Annotated in this window: 15 protein-coding genes; 2 read left to right on the forward strand and 13 right to left on the reverse strand. The window is 41.7% G+C overall.

The features are described from left to right. Position 1: 1 nt before the first annotated feature. The 5 genes from ABFV83_RS07440 to ABFV83_RS07460 all read right to left on the reverse strand — a co-directional run bounded on the left by ABFV83_RS07440 (position 2) and on the right by ABFV83_RS07460 (position 7,909). A complete protein-coding gene (locus ABFV83_RS07440; RefSeq protein WP_349948263.1) occupies positions 2-2,104 on the reverse strand; it encodes a hypothetical protein in 2,103 nt (700 codons plus the stop codon). 237 nt (positions 2,105-2,341) lie between these two features. Continuing rightward, the gene (locus tag ABFV83_RS07445; protein WP_349948264.1) at positions 2,342-4,135 is read right to left on the reverse strand and encodes an oleate hydratase; all 1,794 of its coding nucleotides are present in this window, start codon (positions 4,133-4,135) and stop codon (positions 2,342-2,344) included. 484 nt (positions 4,136-4,619) lie between these two features. Then, positions 4,620-5,192 carry a TetR-like C-terminal domain-containing protein gene (locus ABFV83_RS07450; protein WP_349948265.1) on the reverse strand — a complete coding sequence of 191 codons (573 nt, stop codon included), beginning with the start codon at positions 5,190-5,192 and terminating at the stop codon, positions 4,620-4,622. Positions 5,193-5,460: 268 nt separating this feature from the next. Beyond that, on the reverse strand, positions 5,461-6,693 hold the full coding sequence (locus ABFV83_RS07455) for a dicarboxylate/amino acid:cation symporter (protein WP_349948266.1): 1,233 nt from the start codon (positions 6,691-6,693) through the stop codon (positions 5,461-5,463). Positions 6,694-6,721: 28 nt separating this feature from the next. Then, positions 6,722-7,909 (reverse strand): MalY/PatB family protein, encoded by a 1,188-nt coding sequence (locus tag ABFV83_RS07460; protein WP_349948267.1) that lies wholly within the window; start codon positions 7,907-7,909, stop codon positions 6,722-6,724. A gap of 222 nt (positions 7,910-8,131) precedes the next feature. Here ABFV83_RS07460 and ABFV83_RS07465 point away from each other — a divergent pair, with 222 nt between their 5' ends. Then, the gene (locus tag ABFV83_RS07465; RefSeq protein ID WP_349948268.1) at positions 8,132-8,677 is read left to right on the forward strand and encodes a MarR family transcriptional regulator; all 546 of its coding nucleotides are present in this window, start codon (positions 8,132-8,134) and stop codon (positions 8,675-8,677) included. 169 nt (positions 8,678-8,846) lie between these two features. Here the strand turns inward: ABFV83_RS07465 and rpmF are convergent, their stop codons facing one another. The 4 genes from rpmF to ABFV83_RS07485 form a co-directional block, all read right to left on the reverse strand. Further along, positions 8,847-9,026 (reverse strand): 50S ribosomal protein L32, encoded by a 180-nt coding sequence (gene rpmF, locus ABFV83_RS07470; protein WP_158418430.1) that lies wholly within the window; start codon positions 9,024-9,026, stop codon positions 8,847-8,849. A gap of 2 nt (positions 9,027-9,028) precedes the next feature. After that, a complete protein-coding gene (locus tag ABFV83_RS07475; protein ID WP_349948269.1) occupies positions 9,029-9,556 on the reverse strand; it encodes a DUF177 domain-containing protein in 528 nt (175 codons plus the stop codon). A 225-nt stretch (positions 9,557-9,781) separates the two neighbouring features. Further along, the gene (locus tag ABFV83_RS07480) at positions 9,782-10,975 is read right to left on the reverse strand and encodes an acetate kinase (protein WP_349948270.1); all 1,194 of its coding nucleotides are present in this window, start codon (positions 10,973-10,975) and stop codon (positions 9,782-9,784) included. A gap of 20 nt (positions 10,976-10,995) precedes the next feature. After that, positions 10,996-11,565, reverse strand: a complete 570-nt coding sequence (locus ABFV83_RS07485; protein ID WP_349948271.1) for a phosphate propanoyltransferase — start codon at positions 11,563-11,565, stop codon at positions 10,996-10,998. Positions 11,566-11,730: 165 nt separating this feature from the next. Here ABFV83_RS07485 and ABFV83_RS07490 point away from each other — a divergent pair, with 165 nt between their 5' ends. Beyond that, positions 11,731-12,990 carry a nucleotidyltransferase gene (locus ABFV83_RS07490; protein WP_349948272.1) on the forward strand — a complete coding sequence of 420 codons (1,260 nt, stop codon included), beginning with the start codon at positions 11,731-11,733 and terminating at the stop codon, positions 12,988-12,990. On the opposite strand, the gene ABFV83_RS07495 is transcribed toward ABFV83_RS07490, so the two are convergent. The 4 genes from ABFV83_RS07495 to ABFV83_RS07510 all read right to left on the reverse strand — a co-directional run bounded on the left by ABFV83_RS07495 (position 12,985) and on the right by ABFV83_RS07510 (position 15,826). Then, positions 12,985-13,491: an NUDIX domain-containing protein gene (locus tag ABFV83_RS07495; protein ID WP_349948273.1), complete on the reverse strand. Its 507-nt coding sequence runs from the start codon at positions 13,489-13,491 to the stop codon at positions 12,985-12,987. The genes ABFV83_RS07490 and ABFV83_RS07495 overlap by 6 nt on opposite strands. A gap of 36 nt (positions 13,492-13,527) precedes the next feature. After that, positions 13,528-13,872 (reverse strand): phenylpyruvate tautomerase MIF-related protein, encoded by a 345-nt coding sequence (locus ABFV83_RS07500; RefSeq protein WP_349948274.1) that lies wholly within the window; start codon positions 13,870-13,872, stop codon positions 13,528-13,530. A gap of 66 nt (positions 13,873-13,938) precedes the next feature. Further along, on the reverse strand, positions 13,939-15,111 hold the full coding sequence (locus ABFV83_RS07505; protein WP_349948889.1) for an SAM-dependent methyltransferase: 1,173 nt from the start codon (positions 15,109-15,111) through the stop codon (positions 13,939-13,941). 73 nt (positions 15,112-15,184) lie between these two features. Further along, complete coding sequence (locus tag ABFV83_RS07510) at positions 15,185-15,826, reverse strand: histidine phosphatase family protein (protein ID WP_349948275.1); 642 nt, start codon at positions 15,824-15,826, stop codon at positions 15,185-15,187. Between the last annotated feature and the right edge of the window lie 23 nt (positions 15,827-15,849).

The following is a 15,849-nucleotide window of genomic DNA, read 5'->3' on the forward strand; positions in this document are numbered from 1 at the left end:
TTTAGCCTCCATGATTCTCCAAATGCTCAAGGAGAGCTTTTGAATGTTCCAAATGGGATAATTTCTGATCCAGCAGCTGATATTTTTTTGCATCAATCCTCAGCGTATCTTCCAGGTCCGCTTGAAAAATGTTCTTTAATTCTTCCGGTATATTTTTTCTTTGGGTACCCTTTCCAAAAAGCATATGAACTACATCCAAATGGCTCAAGGTCTGGGTTTTGGGGCGAACATAGCGATAAGGGCGGGTTCTGATTTCGTCGTAAGTGGTGATTGATTCTCCTATGCCTTTGGTTTCAATCTTCCAGCCTTCCTCTGCCGGAAAAAAGCCAAAGCGCACTGCCTGGGAAAGAATATAATTCTGATCGTCGGAATAAGTGATAGAGCTTATAAATCCGTCCCACAGGGCCTTGCTTAAATCCTTTTCTTCTCCTTGATTCCAATTGTCCAAAACATGCAGAATATTTCTTATGGACAATACGGATTCTCTAAGCTCCAGCTCCTCACCGGAAAAATCCTTTTGCTCTTCATCCTTCCATTTGCCCATAAATACATTTTGGGTAACACGGCAAAGCTGAGAAAACCGAAACAGCTCTTCAAGGGTCCGTTTGGGATTAGGTATTTGAATTGTTCCGTTAGCACTCGAAAGCCTTGCAATAATAACTCTGAAAAGTTCGTTTTTTTTCGGGTCTGCCTGTTCTTCCATAGAGCCTTTGGTATTCTGGGAAACGTAATTATATTCTATAGTTACAAACCGGGATTTAAACGCAGGGTTAAGTTCGTTTGTGCCTTCATAATTAACCATCTGGGTAGATAGATTTCCTGTTCCTATCAATGCAAACCCCGGCTTAATCAATACAGGACCTACCCCTGTAATATAAGCCGTACCCCCTGCATGGCGCTGCAGTATATCGTTTAATGCAATGAGATTCTGCATCGCGATGGTGTTAATCTCGTCAATAATTACAGGCCGGCCTTCTTTTACCGCGATCAATATTTCCTTCTCAATTTTCTTGATTTCCGTACCGAAAGCACTGTTGCTTGCAACCAATAAATCGGAGAAGCTGTTCCATATCTGTATTTTAAGCTGAAGCTTTTCTTCTTCCGTCATCTGCTGAAGCTTTTCTTCGTTTTCATGCAGCCACTGATAAAAATCTCCGATGATCATATCCAGATAATCATGATAGGATTTCTGAGAAAAGCTATGTTTGAGGGTCAGTGTCTTCTCCACAAACATATCTTCATAGGTCAGATTGTGAGAACCGGATATAAAGAGCGGCTGCAAAGACTCTATCTCTTCTTGCCTTCCATTTGTCAGTATTTCCTTATAATGCTGCTTTCGCTGTGTATTTATCTCCTTGAATTTTTCAATAGCCTCTTGTTCCCCGGCCTTTGGATTGGCGCAATACCATTTCTCCATTTGATCTTCAAGTTCTGCTTGAATTTTATTTTGTATTGAAAAATCCATGGCGGCTTCCGTGGCAAGCTGGGTCTTTCCGCTTCCTAAATGCCCTACAATATATACCGGCATTCCATGATTTAAAGAATCTATTACCTTTTCCTTTGCTTCCATTACATAAGGAACCGTTACTAAGCGCTGCTGATGCTGGGTTTCTATATCGCTCAGCAATTGACGGGTATGATAAAATTCCCATGCTTCGGCAGAGCCGTCCAAAAGCTTTTCTATCTCTTTTCTTAGGTGCTCTATACGGTCAACCCTGTATCTCGTAGCGGAATTGCTTCTATGATGGGAATAATTATTGCTCTCATAACTAACCCGCCTTTCCCATTTAAGAAAAAAAGTCTCGTACTCAATCAGATTTTCAATTTCCTCTATTGTCAAACCCTGATTTGCTGTTTCCTTTTCAACATAGGCCCTGTATTTTTCAAAATATTCAATGTCTGTATTTTCATCCGCCGCAGAGCTTTCGCTTATCTGTTCAAATCTTCTAAAGGCCTTGAAAAAGCCTCCTTGCCCGTCTGTAATTTTATTGTGCTCATCCTCTAATAACTGTGAAGATTCCTTTCGCAGCTGCTTTTCATACTGCTCCTGCATGGCTTCAATTGAGGGAATACAGCGCGGCTCAATGTCGTGTTTATCCTTCATGAAAAATTCCCCTTTGCACGATATTTATAGTCAAATAAATTCAAGCTTGTTTTAAAATCCATGAACAATGCATTTTTAAAAGTTTCAAAACATGCTCTATGACTGATATAGAACTTTTAGAACCCTTCTTAAATGGAATCTGTACATTTTTTAATTTGACTGGCTATAAATTAAAATCCCGGCTTTTAAAAAACCGGGATTTTAACCTTTTTATCTAATTTTACAACTTTGGTTAATTTATAAAACCCCATGTTCTTTCAGCATTACCTCAATGTCCGTTCCTGCTAACTGCTTCATAATCTTGCGTTTTGTAAGAGGAGGCAGGTTGAGCTTCGGTTTTTCTCCGTCAAGCAGACATATGGCTGCGCTGAGAAGATAACGAATATCGTAACGGGAACCAAATACTTCGGGAACACCCTTTTCCACTCCGGTTAAAACATATACGGCTTCCATAGCTGTACGTCCGGAATATTCAATGGTAAATACTGTATCGCGGCCGGGATCATCCAATGTTTCAGCGAACTGTCCAAGGAAAGCAAAGTTTACTGCATTCCTAGGCACTACATAAGGACGGTCACCAGATTCACGGGGCATAAATTGAGAAGTTATGAATGGCATCATTACTGGGATAGCTGTACATGTATTGGCTAACTCCTCTATTTCATTAACAGGTACGCCTATATGATACAACCATTCTTTTGTGATTTCCTTGCCGGTACAGTCTCTCATGGGCTTTTTAATATAGTCTCCCGGAACATCGGAGAATAATCCGTATACCCAAACTACAACGTCTTTTTCAGGCTGTCCGTAGTACTGCTCCTGACGGTTTATTGTCCAGCTCATAAGCCATGAAGAATCCAATGCGGTAACGATACCGCCTGTTACTGTACGGCCTGTATAAGGTGAGCGTTTTGTAATCTTTTCAATATATTTGGGCACGCTTTCGTCATGGCATGTTACAGTACAGGATTCCCAATTGGATTTTTCAGGCTCTCCGCAGAATTTATCCGGTCTTCCGAATTCATCGCATTGATCGGCGATATTTTTCCAAAGTGTCCAGCATCCGCCAGGTTCTTTATTGAAAGGAGCAGGCGTATTGTCATCGCCGCATCCGGAGCCTTCTGTCATGGAACCATTTGTAATAAATACTAAATCATTTTCCGACAAGTCTATAGAAATATCTTTTCCTTCTTTATCTACTGCAATAATCTTTGTAGCAGCTTTCTTTTCTTGAGAAATTGCAAACTCTACATTGTTTACGGTAACTCCATATCTGAATGTTGCTCCATTTTCCTCCAGATATTTAACCATAGGCATTACGAAGGAAGTGTACTGGTCATGGCGTGAGAACTGCAAAGCTGAAAGGTTAGGCAAACCGCCCACATGATGTATGAAACGGTTCATATAAAGCTTCATTTCAAGTGCGCTGTGCCAGTTTTCAAAGGCAAACATGGTTCTCCAATATGTCCAGAAATCACTGTCAAGAAGCTTGTCGGAGAATATATCTTCTATGGTTTTGTTTTCAAGCTCTTCATCGGATGTTGCTACAAACATGGCAAGTTCTTTTGCAAGTTCCTGGCCTAAATTGAATTTACCGTTGTCATAGCGAACGCCGCGTTCTTTTGTAATACGGCAATTGCTGAAGTTGGGGTCTTCAAGGTTTGTATAATACAGATGATCCAATACAGTCATATTCGGATCCTCTGTTGAAGGTAAAGAGCTGAATAAGTTCCAGAGAACCTCGAAGCACTGGCCCATTTCACGGCCGCCGCGTGCTACATAACCTGCGTTTTGCATAACTGCACCGTCTAAAGAACCTCCTGGAAGGTCAAGCTGCTCTAAAAAAACAATTTTACTGCCGTCCATATGGGCGTCCCGAATCAAAAAGCAGCCTGCTGCCAAGGCACCGATGCCGGTACCGATTAAATAAGCTTTCTTATCTTCGATTCCTTCCGGCTTTCTTGCATGAACCAATGCATGATATGTACCGTTTGTAAGAGTAAGTCTTTCATCATGAGTTTTAATTTTCATTCTTTGCCTCTCTTTCAAGATTTTTACTAACTGAAGTAATGTATAGCAAAATAAATGAATAACAGTAACAAAAACCATATATTTCAAATGGCTAAATATAGAGGTTTTATGTATTTAAGCCATTTATGAAAAACAGGCTTTTGCCACTCCCTTCATATTATTTTGCTTTAATTAGATTTTGAGCGCTCATCCGGCCTCAACAATAGGCAATATCCCATCAATTTTTGTAAACGCCGGCGCTCTTATTTCCTAATTGAGTTTATCATATAACTTTTTCACAACTTTTCATTAGACAAATAAGCCCAAGTGTTCAATTTTCGAACACTTGGGCTTATTTGTCTAATATTTAGACCTTAAAATAATCGAATTCCGCAAGCCGCAAATACTTTAAAAAAATCAGATTGAAATATTGCCCTGTCTTTCCCGCCTGTTTGCTTATTTTAAAGTTTGTTTACTTTAATCATCCATTTTATTTAATAATATTTTAAAAATCAAGTTTTCCGCTCTTTTTTAGAGACAGGGTAATATGACCGTCAAAAAGCTCGCCGATACGTCTGATAATTACATTGGGATCTTCTTTCATTCCTGAGCCTATCCAGTGCAGCACCATTTCAGTAAGAGCGCATTGATAGAAATAGGCTATAAGTTTCTTATCTTTGGTGGAAGCTTGAATCCCTTTGCTTTCGCTTTCTCTTTCAACATAACGGTACATAACATTTCCGGCGACGCTGAAAATATAGTTTTCCAATTCCTCTCTCTGCATGGAATTATATACATGATAAACCGCTCTTCTGTTTACCATTGCAAATTTAGCCGCAACAAGAAATCCTTCCTCCCATGAAAGGGTATCGTTATATTCATCAATGGCAGTTTGAAGCTCCGACTGGAAAATTTCCGATAGAATAGCATATATATCCGGATAATGGTAATAAAAAGTATTTCTGTTAATATCACAGGCTGTAACAATATCTTTTACTGTAATTTTATTCAACGGGCGCTCATTCAGCATTTTAACGCACATATCCCGAATCCTTTTTTTTGTATATAGCCGTGCCAAATTATACCTCCAGAACCCTTTATTTTTATTTGATATTATAACATAAAAGCCAATATTTGCAAATATCTTAAGCCTCCCCCTATTATCCGAAACTGGTCATAGAACGATCAGAAAAGCTCTCTTGTGCTAAGTACATCTTGAGGGGAGATGTAAGGAAACTCACGGCTTCTCCCTCTCTTAACGGAAAAGACGGACGATCAGCATTCCGCCGATAGTCCGTCTCTTGTTGTCGCATTTAGCTTGCCAACTACTCCCCAATTTAAAGTACTCAGCCGCAAAAACGATCTTTTTCTTTTTTCATCCAGTCCTTACCGTCAACGATCCTCGCTATCACCATAGCAAGTCCTGTATCCCCCGTTACATTCACTACAGTAGCAGGAGCATCTGTTATGGTCCCGATCAATACCATAACCGGTATGGCAACGGTAGGGAATCCAAATGCCGATATAATGAATATTTCAGCAACATATCCACCGGCCGGAATTCCTCCCATGACAACAGATGCTACCACCGCCACAACGATGGACATAATAATATTTCTGGGTGTTGCATAAGGAATTCCAAATATCGAACATAAAAAAGCAATTTTCAGGATTTGGATAATACATGCGCCGTCTTTATGTAAATTTGCTCCTAACGGTATGGTAATATCCGCAATATCATCAGGAATACCCAATTGTTTGCCCTGAATCATATTCAGAGGAAGAGTTGCCGCTGAAGAACAAGTTCCCAGTGCGGTTAATGTTGGAGCAAGTGCGGTCTTCCACCACCGTTTCACTCCGGCTGTACCGGCGCCAATATAAGCCATGACCGTTTGTGAAAAAACAAAATAGACAACGATGACAGCACAATAAATGATAATGGCACGGGAAAGAGGTCCTATTACCTGATCTCCATATTCTCCGATTAAGATCGCAAAATAACACCCCAAACCAATCGGTGCAATCTTCATTACGATTCCAATCACATTCACAATGATATCGGACAGTCCTTCCATAAGTTTTAGAACCGGCTTTCCTTTTTCTCCAGCCATAATAATTGCGATTGAAAACATAACGGTAAATACAATCAAAGCCATCAGATTGCTTTTAGAAAATAAAAGTGGAAAATCATTAACTGTAAACATACCTAAGAAATTCATGCTGCTGTTCACATTATCCGCCTTTTCTGCAAGATCCAGCACAGCGCCTTTGGCTGGGTCAAACATCAGTGCAGCAGCTACCATGAAAAGACATGAAATCACTCCGGTTATGATCGTGCCTATCAGAAACGTGATCAGTATTTTTCTTAGTTTCACCAAATTCTCCATTTTGGCAATCGCCGAAGTCAATGAGCAGAAAATCAGGGGAACAACACAACAGTAAAGCAAATTTAAGAAGATGTCCGCAACCGGCTGCAGTATTTTTGCGCCTTTCCCCCAGAAAAGACCGATCACTCCTCCCAGAACCATTGAACCCAGTAATATTACGGAAGATTTATATGTATTCCAAATGTTTTTCATATGTTTCTCTCCAATCACTTTTCAGTATTTACCTATTAATTTTTCTTAAATTTGTCTTTATGCTTTCAATTGCACTCATTACTATTTCAGGCGTCGTTCCTAAGTTCAGCCGGATAAAGCCTTTCCAGTTCTCACCGAACCATTCACCGTAATCGACAGCCAGTCTGCACTGATTTTGTGTAAATTCTTTTATTTGTTCAATGTCTACATAATTCCTTAAATCCATGAAAAGCAGGTAAGTTCCTTCAAGTGGAACAATATAAACTTCCGGGAACTCTTTCATCTCTTCCACTACCATCTGATAATTGTGACAGATCACCTTCTTCAGGGATTGATACCACTCATTCCCCCCTCTTAAAGCGGCCTCCACTGCCGTAATACCGAATATATTTACCTCCACATTATTAAATACTCTGGTGAACTCATCCCAGGTTTTTCTTAATTCCTCATTTTTGATTACAATCGTTGAAGTTAAGCAAGTTGCCAGATTAAAGGTTTTAGATGCTGCAAAGGCAGTAATCATATTGTCCCCATATTTTCCGTTGGCTATAGTTGCTGCCGGAATATGTTTTTTCTCTCCAAACACCAAATCCTGATGGATTTCGTCAGATACAACCAAAACATTATGGCGCGCGCAGATCTCCAGCATTTTCTCCAGCTCTTCTTCCGTCCATACACGGCCTGCAGGATTGTGAGGAGAACACATAATATACATCTTTACATGGTTCTCTTCAATTTTCTTTTCAAACGCTTCAAAATCAATGGTATAGATCCCTTTATCATAATTCAAATCACAAGTAACCAGATTACGTTTGCTGTCTTTCACACAGTTGTGGAATGGATAATATACCGGTGTAAGAATAATGACGGAGTCATTTTCTTCCGTATACATATTAACCGCCCAATACAAAGCCGCCACAACTCCGGGAGAAATCCGCATCCATTCTTTTTTCATTTTGTAACCATGATGGCTGTATTCCCAATCAATAACAGCCTCGTAATAGGAATCCGGCACGAAAGAATAGCCAAATATGCCATGATCAACCCTCTTATGTAATGCTTCAACAACAGCTTCCGGTACTTTAAATTCCATATCTGCCACCCACATGGATATCAAATCCGGATCCCCAAACCGTAGATCGAGCGCATCCCATTTTAAGGAAGCTGTCCCCATACGATCTACATAATACTTGCTGCAAAAATCTTTGACTCCCATTTAATAAACCCTCCTTTTAGTTTAATGCCTAAACAATTTTACATTTGAATTATATCGGTATACAAGAACTTTGTCAATATGTTTTTGTTTAATGTCTATACTATTTTTATACCTTTTTTCGATTTTTTATTTGATTTTTCCAGATTATTGTGTTAGACTTATGATTGGGTAAGTTTACCTTTATGGACTTTACACAAAATTTAATTAAAAGGGAATGAGTAAATGAAAGAGAACCAAAATTTAAATGAAAGTATTATTGACGAGACTTTTCACACATTAAATGAAAGGCACAATAGTATTTATCAGTTTGTTATGCGATATAATGACTATATAATCTCAACACATGATTATGGGCTTGGCATCCTGCTCAGCATGATTGAAGCACACACACTCACTTATATTGAGGAAAACCCAGGTATAACCATTACAGAGCTGGCCTCCTATTGGAATAAAACAAAAGGTGCATTATCACAAACAGTCAGCCGGTTATCTGAAAAGGGACTTGTTACAAAAGAAAAAAAAGAAGGAAATGCTAAAAATGTGCTCCTGTATGCTACAGATACAGGAGTGAAACTCAGCAAAGCACATAAACTTTATGATACAATCGATATCGCCAAGACAATGGGGGAACTAAAAAAGGAATGCACCCCTGAAGAAATCGATAACTTTTATAAAGTAATATCGGTATACAACAAAGTCATTCAAAATGATTTTGAAATCAACCGGGGAAAGAAAAATAATGTATGTTCTTCTGAACATTCAATTTAACCTCATCAAGCAGCAAAGCGGATTGCGAATATCCGGTTGACTTCCCTGCATCAAGCAGTCAAACTACGAGAAAGGCTCTTTTGAAAAATGAAAAGGCCGATAAAATAAGGCTTTCCGGAAATCCGGAAAGCCTTATTTTACCAGCTTTATAAGCTTATTCTTTTAAAGATTACTCAACAGAAATGATTTCTTTCTTGTTGTAAGAACCGCAAGCCTTGCATACTCTGTGAGGCATCATAAGTGCACCGCACTTGCTGCACTTCACTAAGTTTGGAGCGCTCATCTTCCAGTTTGCTCTACGTTTGTCTCTTCTTGCTTTAGAAGATTTGTTCTTTGGACAGATAGACATGGTTACACCTCCTTAAACTGTTTAAAAATATCCTGGATGACTGCCATTCTAGGGTCTGCAGACCTAATATCGCAGTCACAAGTCTCGTGATTGAGATTTGTTCCACATCTATTACAAATCCCCTTACAGTCTTCACTGCAGAGAACTTTCATAGGCAGGTTCAGTATGAGTTCATCACAAACCAACTGGTCTACATCCAGATTATAACCATTAACAAATGGTTGTTCTTTGAAATCTTCTACAATACCCGTATCCGTTTCACTTAAATCAAGAGTACGAATTACATCAAAATTCAGGTCAACACGCACCGGCTCCAAGCAACGGTCACATGGAATGAGCAAAGCTAATTTCGCTTTTCCTTCCACTTCCAGCTTTTTGTCTCCCAGATTCATAATCCGCAGCAGCACAGGTTCTGCATCCACCACTTCATAATCACCACCTGGCCCGTGATAGACCTTCATCTCAAGATCGGGTGTGTAAGTTTTCTCTTTCCCTTCCAGGGTGAACAACTCAGTTAAATTAATAAGCATACTAGTCTCCTAATACGCACCTATGTTATTATACATATGGGTGCACAATTTGTCAACAAATATTTCCATATTTGAAGTAACAGTTCAGCCGTACAGAAACATTTGTGCGATTTGTAAGTGGAAGCTTGCTCATCAGGCACAAATGATACAAATGTTTCCATAGGGCAGGTCAATCGGATATAATCCGCTTTGCCACTTGCTCACAGTGTGCCCCGCTTCACCGGATTATACCAGAGCCTTTGTCTCTCTTGCAATGGCCAGCTCTTCATTGGTAGGAATTACGCATACCTTTACCTTAGAATCAGGTGTGGAGATCATGACACGTTTTCCTCTTGTTTTATTGATTTCATCATCAATGGAAACACCAAGATAGCCTAAATATTCGCAAACCGCACCTCTGATAGGTCTATCGTTCTCACCTACGCCTGCAGTAAATACAATGGCGTCAACGCCGTTCATTGCTGCTGCATAAGCGCCGATGTATTTTGCCACGCGGTAAATAAATGCCTGAATGGCAACATCAGCCAGATGGTTCCCTTCTCCCTGTGCCTTCTGCACATCACGGAAATCGCTGGAAATACCGCCGGACATACCAAGGATACCGGATTTTTTATTTAAAATGTCCAGTACCTCATTGACGCTCTTGCCTTCCTTATTGCAGATAAACTGTACAACAGCAGGATCGATATCACCACTTCTGGTACCCATGATAAGTCCCTCTAAAGGAGTGAGTCCCATGCTGGTATCCACGCACTTGCCGCCGATGGATGCAGAAATGCTGGCTCCGTTTCCTAAATGGCAAACAATCACCTTGCCGTTCTTAGAATCCAGATCACAATACTTTAAGGCTTCATTGGATACAAATTTGTGGCTTGTTCCATGGAAGCCGTAACGGCGAATGCTGTATTTCTCATAATATTCCTGAGGAATTGCATACATGGAGGCTTTTTCAGGCATTCCCATGCCGAAAGAGGTATCAAATACTGCTACATTAGGAACTCCTGGCATTGCTTTCTCACATGCTTCAATTCCCATTAAGTTTGCCGGATTATGCAAAGGTCCTAAATCAAAACAGTCACGGATAACCTTTTTCACATCTTCATTTACTACGATGGAATCGCTGTAAATTGTGCCGGCATGAAGAGCCCGGTGGCCTACCGCAGAAATTTCACTGGTATCTTTGATTATGCCGTATGTTGGGTCAACCAATGCATCCATAACCAGCTTGATAGCAACGGTATGGTTCGGCATCTCTTTTTCTACTTCCATTTTCTCTTTTCCTTCTGCCTTGTGAGACAGCTTGGAACCGTTAATACCGATTCTCTCGCATAAACCGATTGCTAAGACTCCCTCATTCTCCATATCGATCAACTGGTATTTTAAGGAAGAGCTTCCGCAGTTAATAACTAAAATTTTCATCTTTCTTTAATTCTCCTTTATTATTTAATAATTTCGCCGTACTGTTCTCTGCTGCAGCTTGCCGCATTGGATTCATCTGTATCAATGTGCATTGCCAAAGCATAATTGTCTTTTACTCGTACAACCACATCTCCGAAGATAAGGCTTCTACCGTCTGTAGCAACCTTCACAGATACGATTTCATCATCCTTAACACCGAGTTTTTCTGCTTCTGCAGGAGTTGCATGGATATGACGTTTTGCAACGATCACGCCTTCTGTTATCTCGATTTCACCGACAGGTCCAATGATCTTGCACGCACCGCTGCCAGCAACGTCGCCGGATTCTCTCAAAGGCGCTGCAATTCCAATGGAACGGGCATCGGTTGCGGAAAGCTCTACCTGAGTCGCTTTTCTAACCGGTCCCAAAATGGAAATTCCTTTAAACTCGCCCTTAGAACCTATAACAGTCACTCTCTCCTCACAGGCAAACTGGCCTGGCTGGGATAAATATTTTTTCTTTGTTAACTCATAGCCCTTTCCAAATAAAATCTCAAGATGTTCCTGAGTTAGATGTACATGACGAGCTGATGTTTCAACGATAAAATTCATACCTATCTATTCTCCTGTTCTTTTAATCGATGTTTTTCACCGATTCTCAACTCTATTCTATGAGTATTCGTCAAAATTTTCAAGTGTTGTGTTAAAATAATTTGCATTTTTTGCGAAACAATCGCATAATAGAGTATAATAAAAAGAAAAAGGATATTTTTTAAGATGAAAAATAAAAATTCTCTTGCCGTTGGCATTATCGCTGAATACAACCCTTTTCACGATGGACACGCCTATCATATCAGGAGGGCCAAGGAGCTGACACAGTCAGAGTACTGCATCGTTGTCATGAGCGGAGATTTTGTCCAAAGAGGATCTCCTGCCATCTATGATAAATATACCAGAACAGCCATGGCATTGTCCTGCGGGGCCGATCTTGTGATCGAGCTTCCGTCAGTCTTTGCCTCCAGCAGTGCAGAGGATTTTGCCGCCTGCGGTGTTGCCCTCCTTAATAATCTGGGAGTGGTTGACGGCCTCTGCTTTGGAAGCGAATGCGGAAATGTGGAAAAACTTTCCGGTATTGCTTCTATTTTAGCCACGGAGCCCTCTGTTTATACGAAGGAGCTGCGCAGGGAGTTAAAAAAAGGGGCTACCTTTCCCCAGGCCAGAAACAAGGCTCTCATCTCCTGCGGGATCCTGGATGAGGAGGACGCCTCCATTCTGGCGTCCCCAAATAACATTCTGGGAATCGAATATTGCAAGGCTCTTTACCGGCAGAAAAGCTTAATGACTCCCGTCACCATTTCCAGAAAAGGGTATGGATATCACGATACCAGCCTTGCCCCAGAAGGTTTCAGCTCTGCCACCGGGATCCGAAAAGTCCTTCGTGAAAACCCGGATATTCTGATACAGGCGGAGTCCTCTCTGATTCAGGTACCGGATTCCGTAAAACAGATAATGGCCAAGGGCTTTCCAGTATTTCCTGATGATTTCAGCGCCTTGTTAAACACCACCCTGCTTAAACTGGACTACGAGGGAATTCCCTTTGAAAAGTATGCCGATGTTTCAGAGGAATTGGCGGCCAGACTTTTAAGGCAGCTTCCGGATTTCCTTCCTTTTGAGGAAAAAATCAACCACTTAAAAACAAGGCAGTATACCTATACCCGGATCAGCCGGGCCCTTCTCCATATCGCCCTCGGGATCACTTCCCACCAGGTCACTCTGGGACGAAACGCCGGTTATGCCCCATATGCCCGTGTTTTAGGCTTTAAAAAAACTTCCACAGACCTTATGGGAGAAATAAAAAAGAGAGGGAGCATCCCTCTCATCACAAAAACTGCCGATTCCAGGCTCATTCTTTCCGGAGCAGCCTGGTCCATGCTCCGGCAGGATTTTTACTGCTCCCATATTTATCAGACTATTCTACAGGACAAATATGGAATAAAAATGAAAAATGAGTTCACTCATTCCGTCGTCATCCTATGACGGCGGTTGAAGGAATTCGCTGATCCTGTCTTTATATAGAAGAAACCGGGATTTGGGAACTACGATTCCCTGTTTCCACATTTCAAGAAGCTGTTCAAATGTGGCAAATTTTGCATCTACCACTTCTTCCTGCTGAATGGTTATGTCTTTTATGGTAACATTTTGTCTGGTGATATAGGTGTCCACAAACCGCTCCTTCAGGCGGATGGAATGAATCAGGAGGAGCTGCTCTTTTTCTGCCCGGATCCCAACCTCTTCTGAAAGCTCACGAAGGGCTCCTTCAACGCTTGTTTCTCCAGCAAGAACAGAGCCTCCGGTGCATTCCCACATAAGGCCATAGGGCTTATCCGGATGCCTTCTGGTCAGCAGAATCTCCTGATTCTCGTTAACCAGCCATACATCCGCTACAAGGTGGTATTCTCCTGTACCCAGCGGAAGTCCGCGAACATGGGTTTTACCGGTGGCTACCCGGTTTTCATCATAAACATCCCAAAGCTCCATAAGCCATTCCTCCTGACCTAAGTATCAGCCGCGCAGTTAAAAGTTTCCTCCATTCCAACCCCAGTGATCCACTTCCTCATATTTTACATAAATTTTATCCTGGGCAATGGAAAGCACATCCTTATAGATTTTACAGATTTCAACAGTCAGCCGGTCGTAATCCCGTTCTGATGCATGTCCAAAAATCTTCACTTCCACAAAAGCCAGCTTTGTATTATTTTTCCCTTTAAAATAAAGGGAACAGTTATCTTCAAAACCAATCATGAGCCAGCTTTCCGATTTACCGGGAATGAGGCTGATGGCCTGTCCAAGTCTTGTTTTTAGTGCTGTTTTTTCTTCTTCTGATAATGTGACATTTACTTTAGAGTTGATGAAAGGCACTGATTACTCCTCCTTAAGCTGTTTGTTATATCATACCACAAATGACCAAAAATTACCATCTGCTTTCTATTTCCTATCCTCTTTTAACAGCAGATCTGCAAGGGTCAGCTTCCCATGGAGAAATCCCATGATTTCCTGGATCTCACTGCGGTTATCTTTCCTTCCTCCCTGTTTTACTCCCCTGATCAGAATATTCTTCGGAGTGTGCTCCATGTCAATGAATTCCAGGATCTGGGTACGGTATCCCTGGTTTTCCAGAATTTCTGCCCTGAGGGCATCGGTATAAAGGGCGGCCATCCGTTCCCGGATCAGTCCATATTGGAATACGGGAGCCATAAGCTCCTGATGCATGGTTTTGTTCAGCTCATGCTGACAGCAGGGAACCGATAAAATGACAGAAGCCCCCCATCGGACCGCCTTTGCCAGGGCATAATCCGTAGCAGTATCACAGGCGTGAAGGGTCACTACCATATCTACATGGTCCACTCCCTCATAGGAAGCGATATCTCCATGATAAAATTTTAACATATCATATCCATACCGTTCTCCCAGACGGTTACAGTCGTCAATGACCGTCTGCTTTAAATCCAGCCCGATGACGCGGATCAAATACCCTTTCAGCTCATGGAGATAGTAATACATGGCAAAGGTCAGATAGGATTTTCCGCAGCCAAAATCAATGATCACATTTTCTCTGTTCTTGTCAAGCCTGGGAAGGATATCCTCAATAAATTCCAAAAAACGGTTGATCTGACGAAATTTATCATACTTTGAAGCAATGACTTTTCCTTCCGCCGTCATAACTCCTAAGTCCACCAGAAAGGGAACCGGCGTTCCTTCCTTTATAATGTAGCTCTTCTGTCTGTTATGCTGAGGGACTGGGGAAGGTGCCTCAATTTTCTGCTGCCGCTTCACCTTGATGCTGAGACTTCCCTTTTTGCTCACCAGAACTCTTACCTGGCCTTTACGGGATTCCAGCTCCATCTGGCGCAGCTTACCATCTAACAGGTCTGCAATATAGGTTATGCATTCCTCTGCAGAATAATTCTTATGAAAGGCCTGGTTTCCCACCAGCTCCTCCGCCTGAAAAACCAGGCTTTTCTTTAGCAAAAGCGGGCGTACCTTTACCTTGGAAACGCCCTGCTTATCCGATGGATTGCTGATTACGATCCGAAGCAGATTTTCATCGAGAAATTCTCTGACTATTTGAATTAAATGTTCTTGTTCCTTTTGTTCCATAAAATCAGGCAATTCCTTTCTTTCCTGCCCATGTTCTTTGGGCATAAGGTACACCCCCAGGGTGTTTCTGCTTTCAGTTTTCTGCATCCACCCAGCTTACCCGCAAAAGCTCCGGATAAGGTTCCAGATGTGCAAAATCATTAAATCGTTCCATGAAAAAACGCCCTGTTTTTTCATTCCAGCACACTTCCGTGATGCTGCAGTTCTCAAGGGAATTTCCAAGGAGGCGGTAATATTTCGGCTCCATATGAAGCAGTGCTGTGGTCACAGTGCGGATCACTCCTCCGTGAGTCACAACTGCAACATTCTGGTAACCGCTTGCAGCAATTTCTTCAAGGACAGGAATGGCCCGTTTTATTACGTCCCCGGCGTTCTCGCCTCCAGGATAGGGCAAATCCTGTTCCATCCGTTCCTGCTCTTTCTTAAAATCTTTAAATCTTGCTGCTATGTCCCCATCCGCCATGCCTTCCATTTCTCCAAAGGAAATCTCCCTAAGTTCCTGCCTTATGATGTGCTTTCCATTCCAATAGCGGTTTGCCTCTCTGGCAGTTTCCACAGCCCGGATCAAATGGCTGGAATATACTGCTTCAATACCCTTGGAAGCCAGCCGTTCCCCGACTAATGCCGCCTGGCGGCGGCCTGCCTCGGATAGATCCACATCAACATTACAGAGTTTGCTGCTCTGCCTTCCATGGCGAATTAAATAAATATTCATCTCCTGTATCCTTCCTCCAGGGC

This window comes from Lacrimispora sp. BS-2 (assembly GCF_040207125.1).
In the GTDB taxonomy this organism is placed as follows: Bacteria; Bacillota; Clostridia; order Lachnospirales; family Lachnospiraceae; genus Lacrimispora.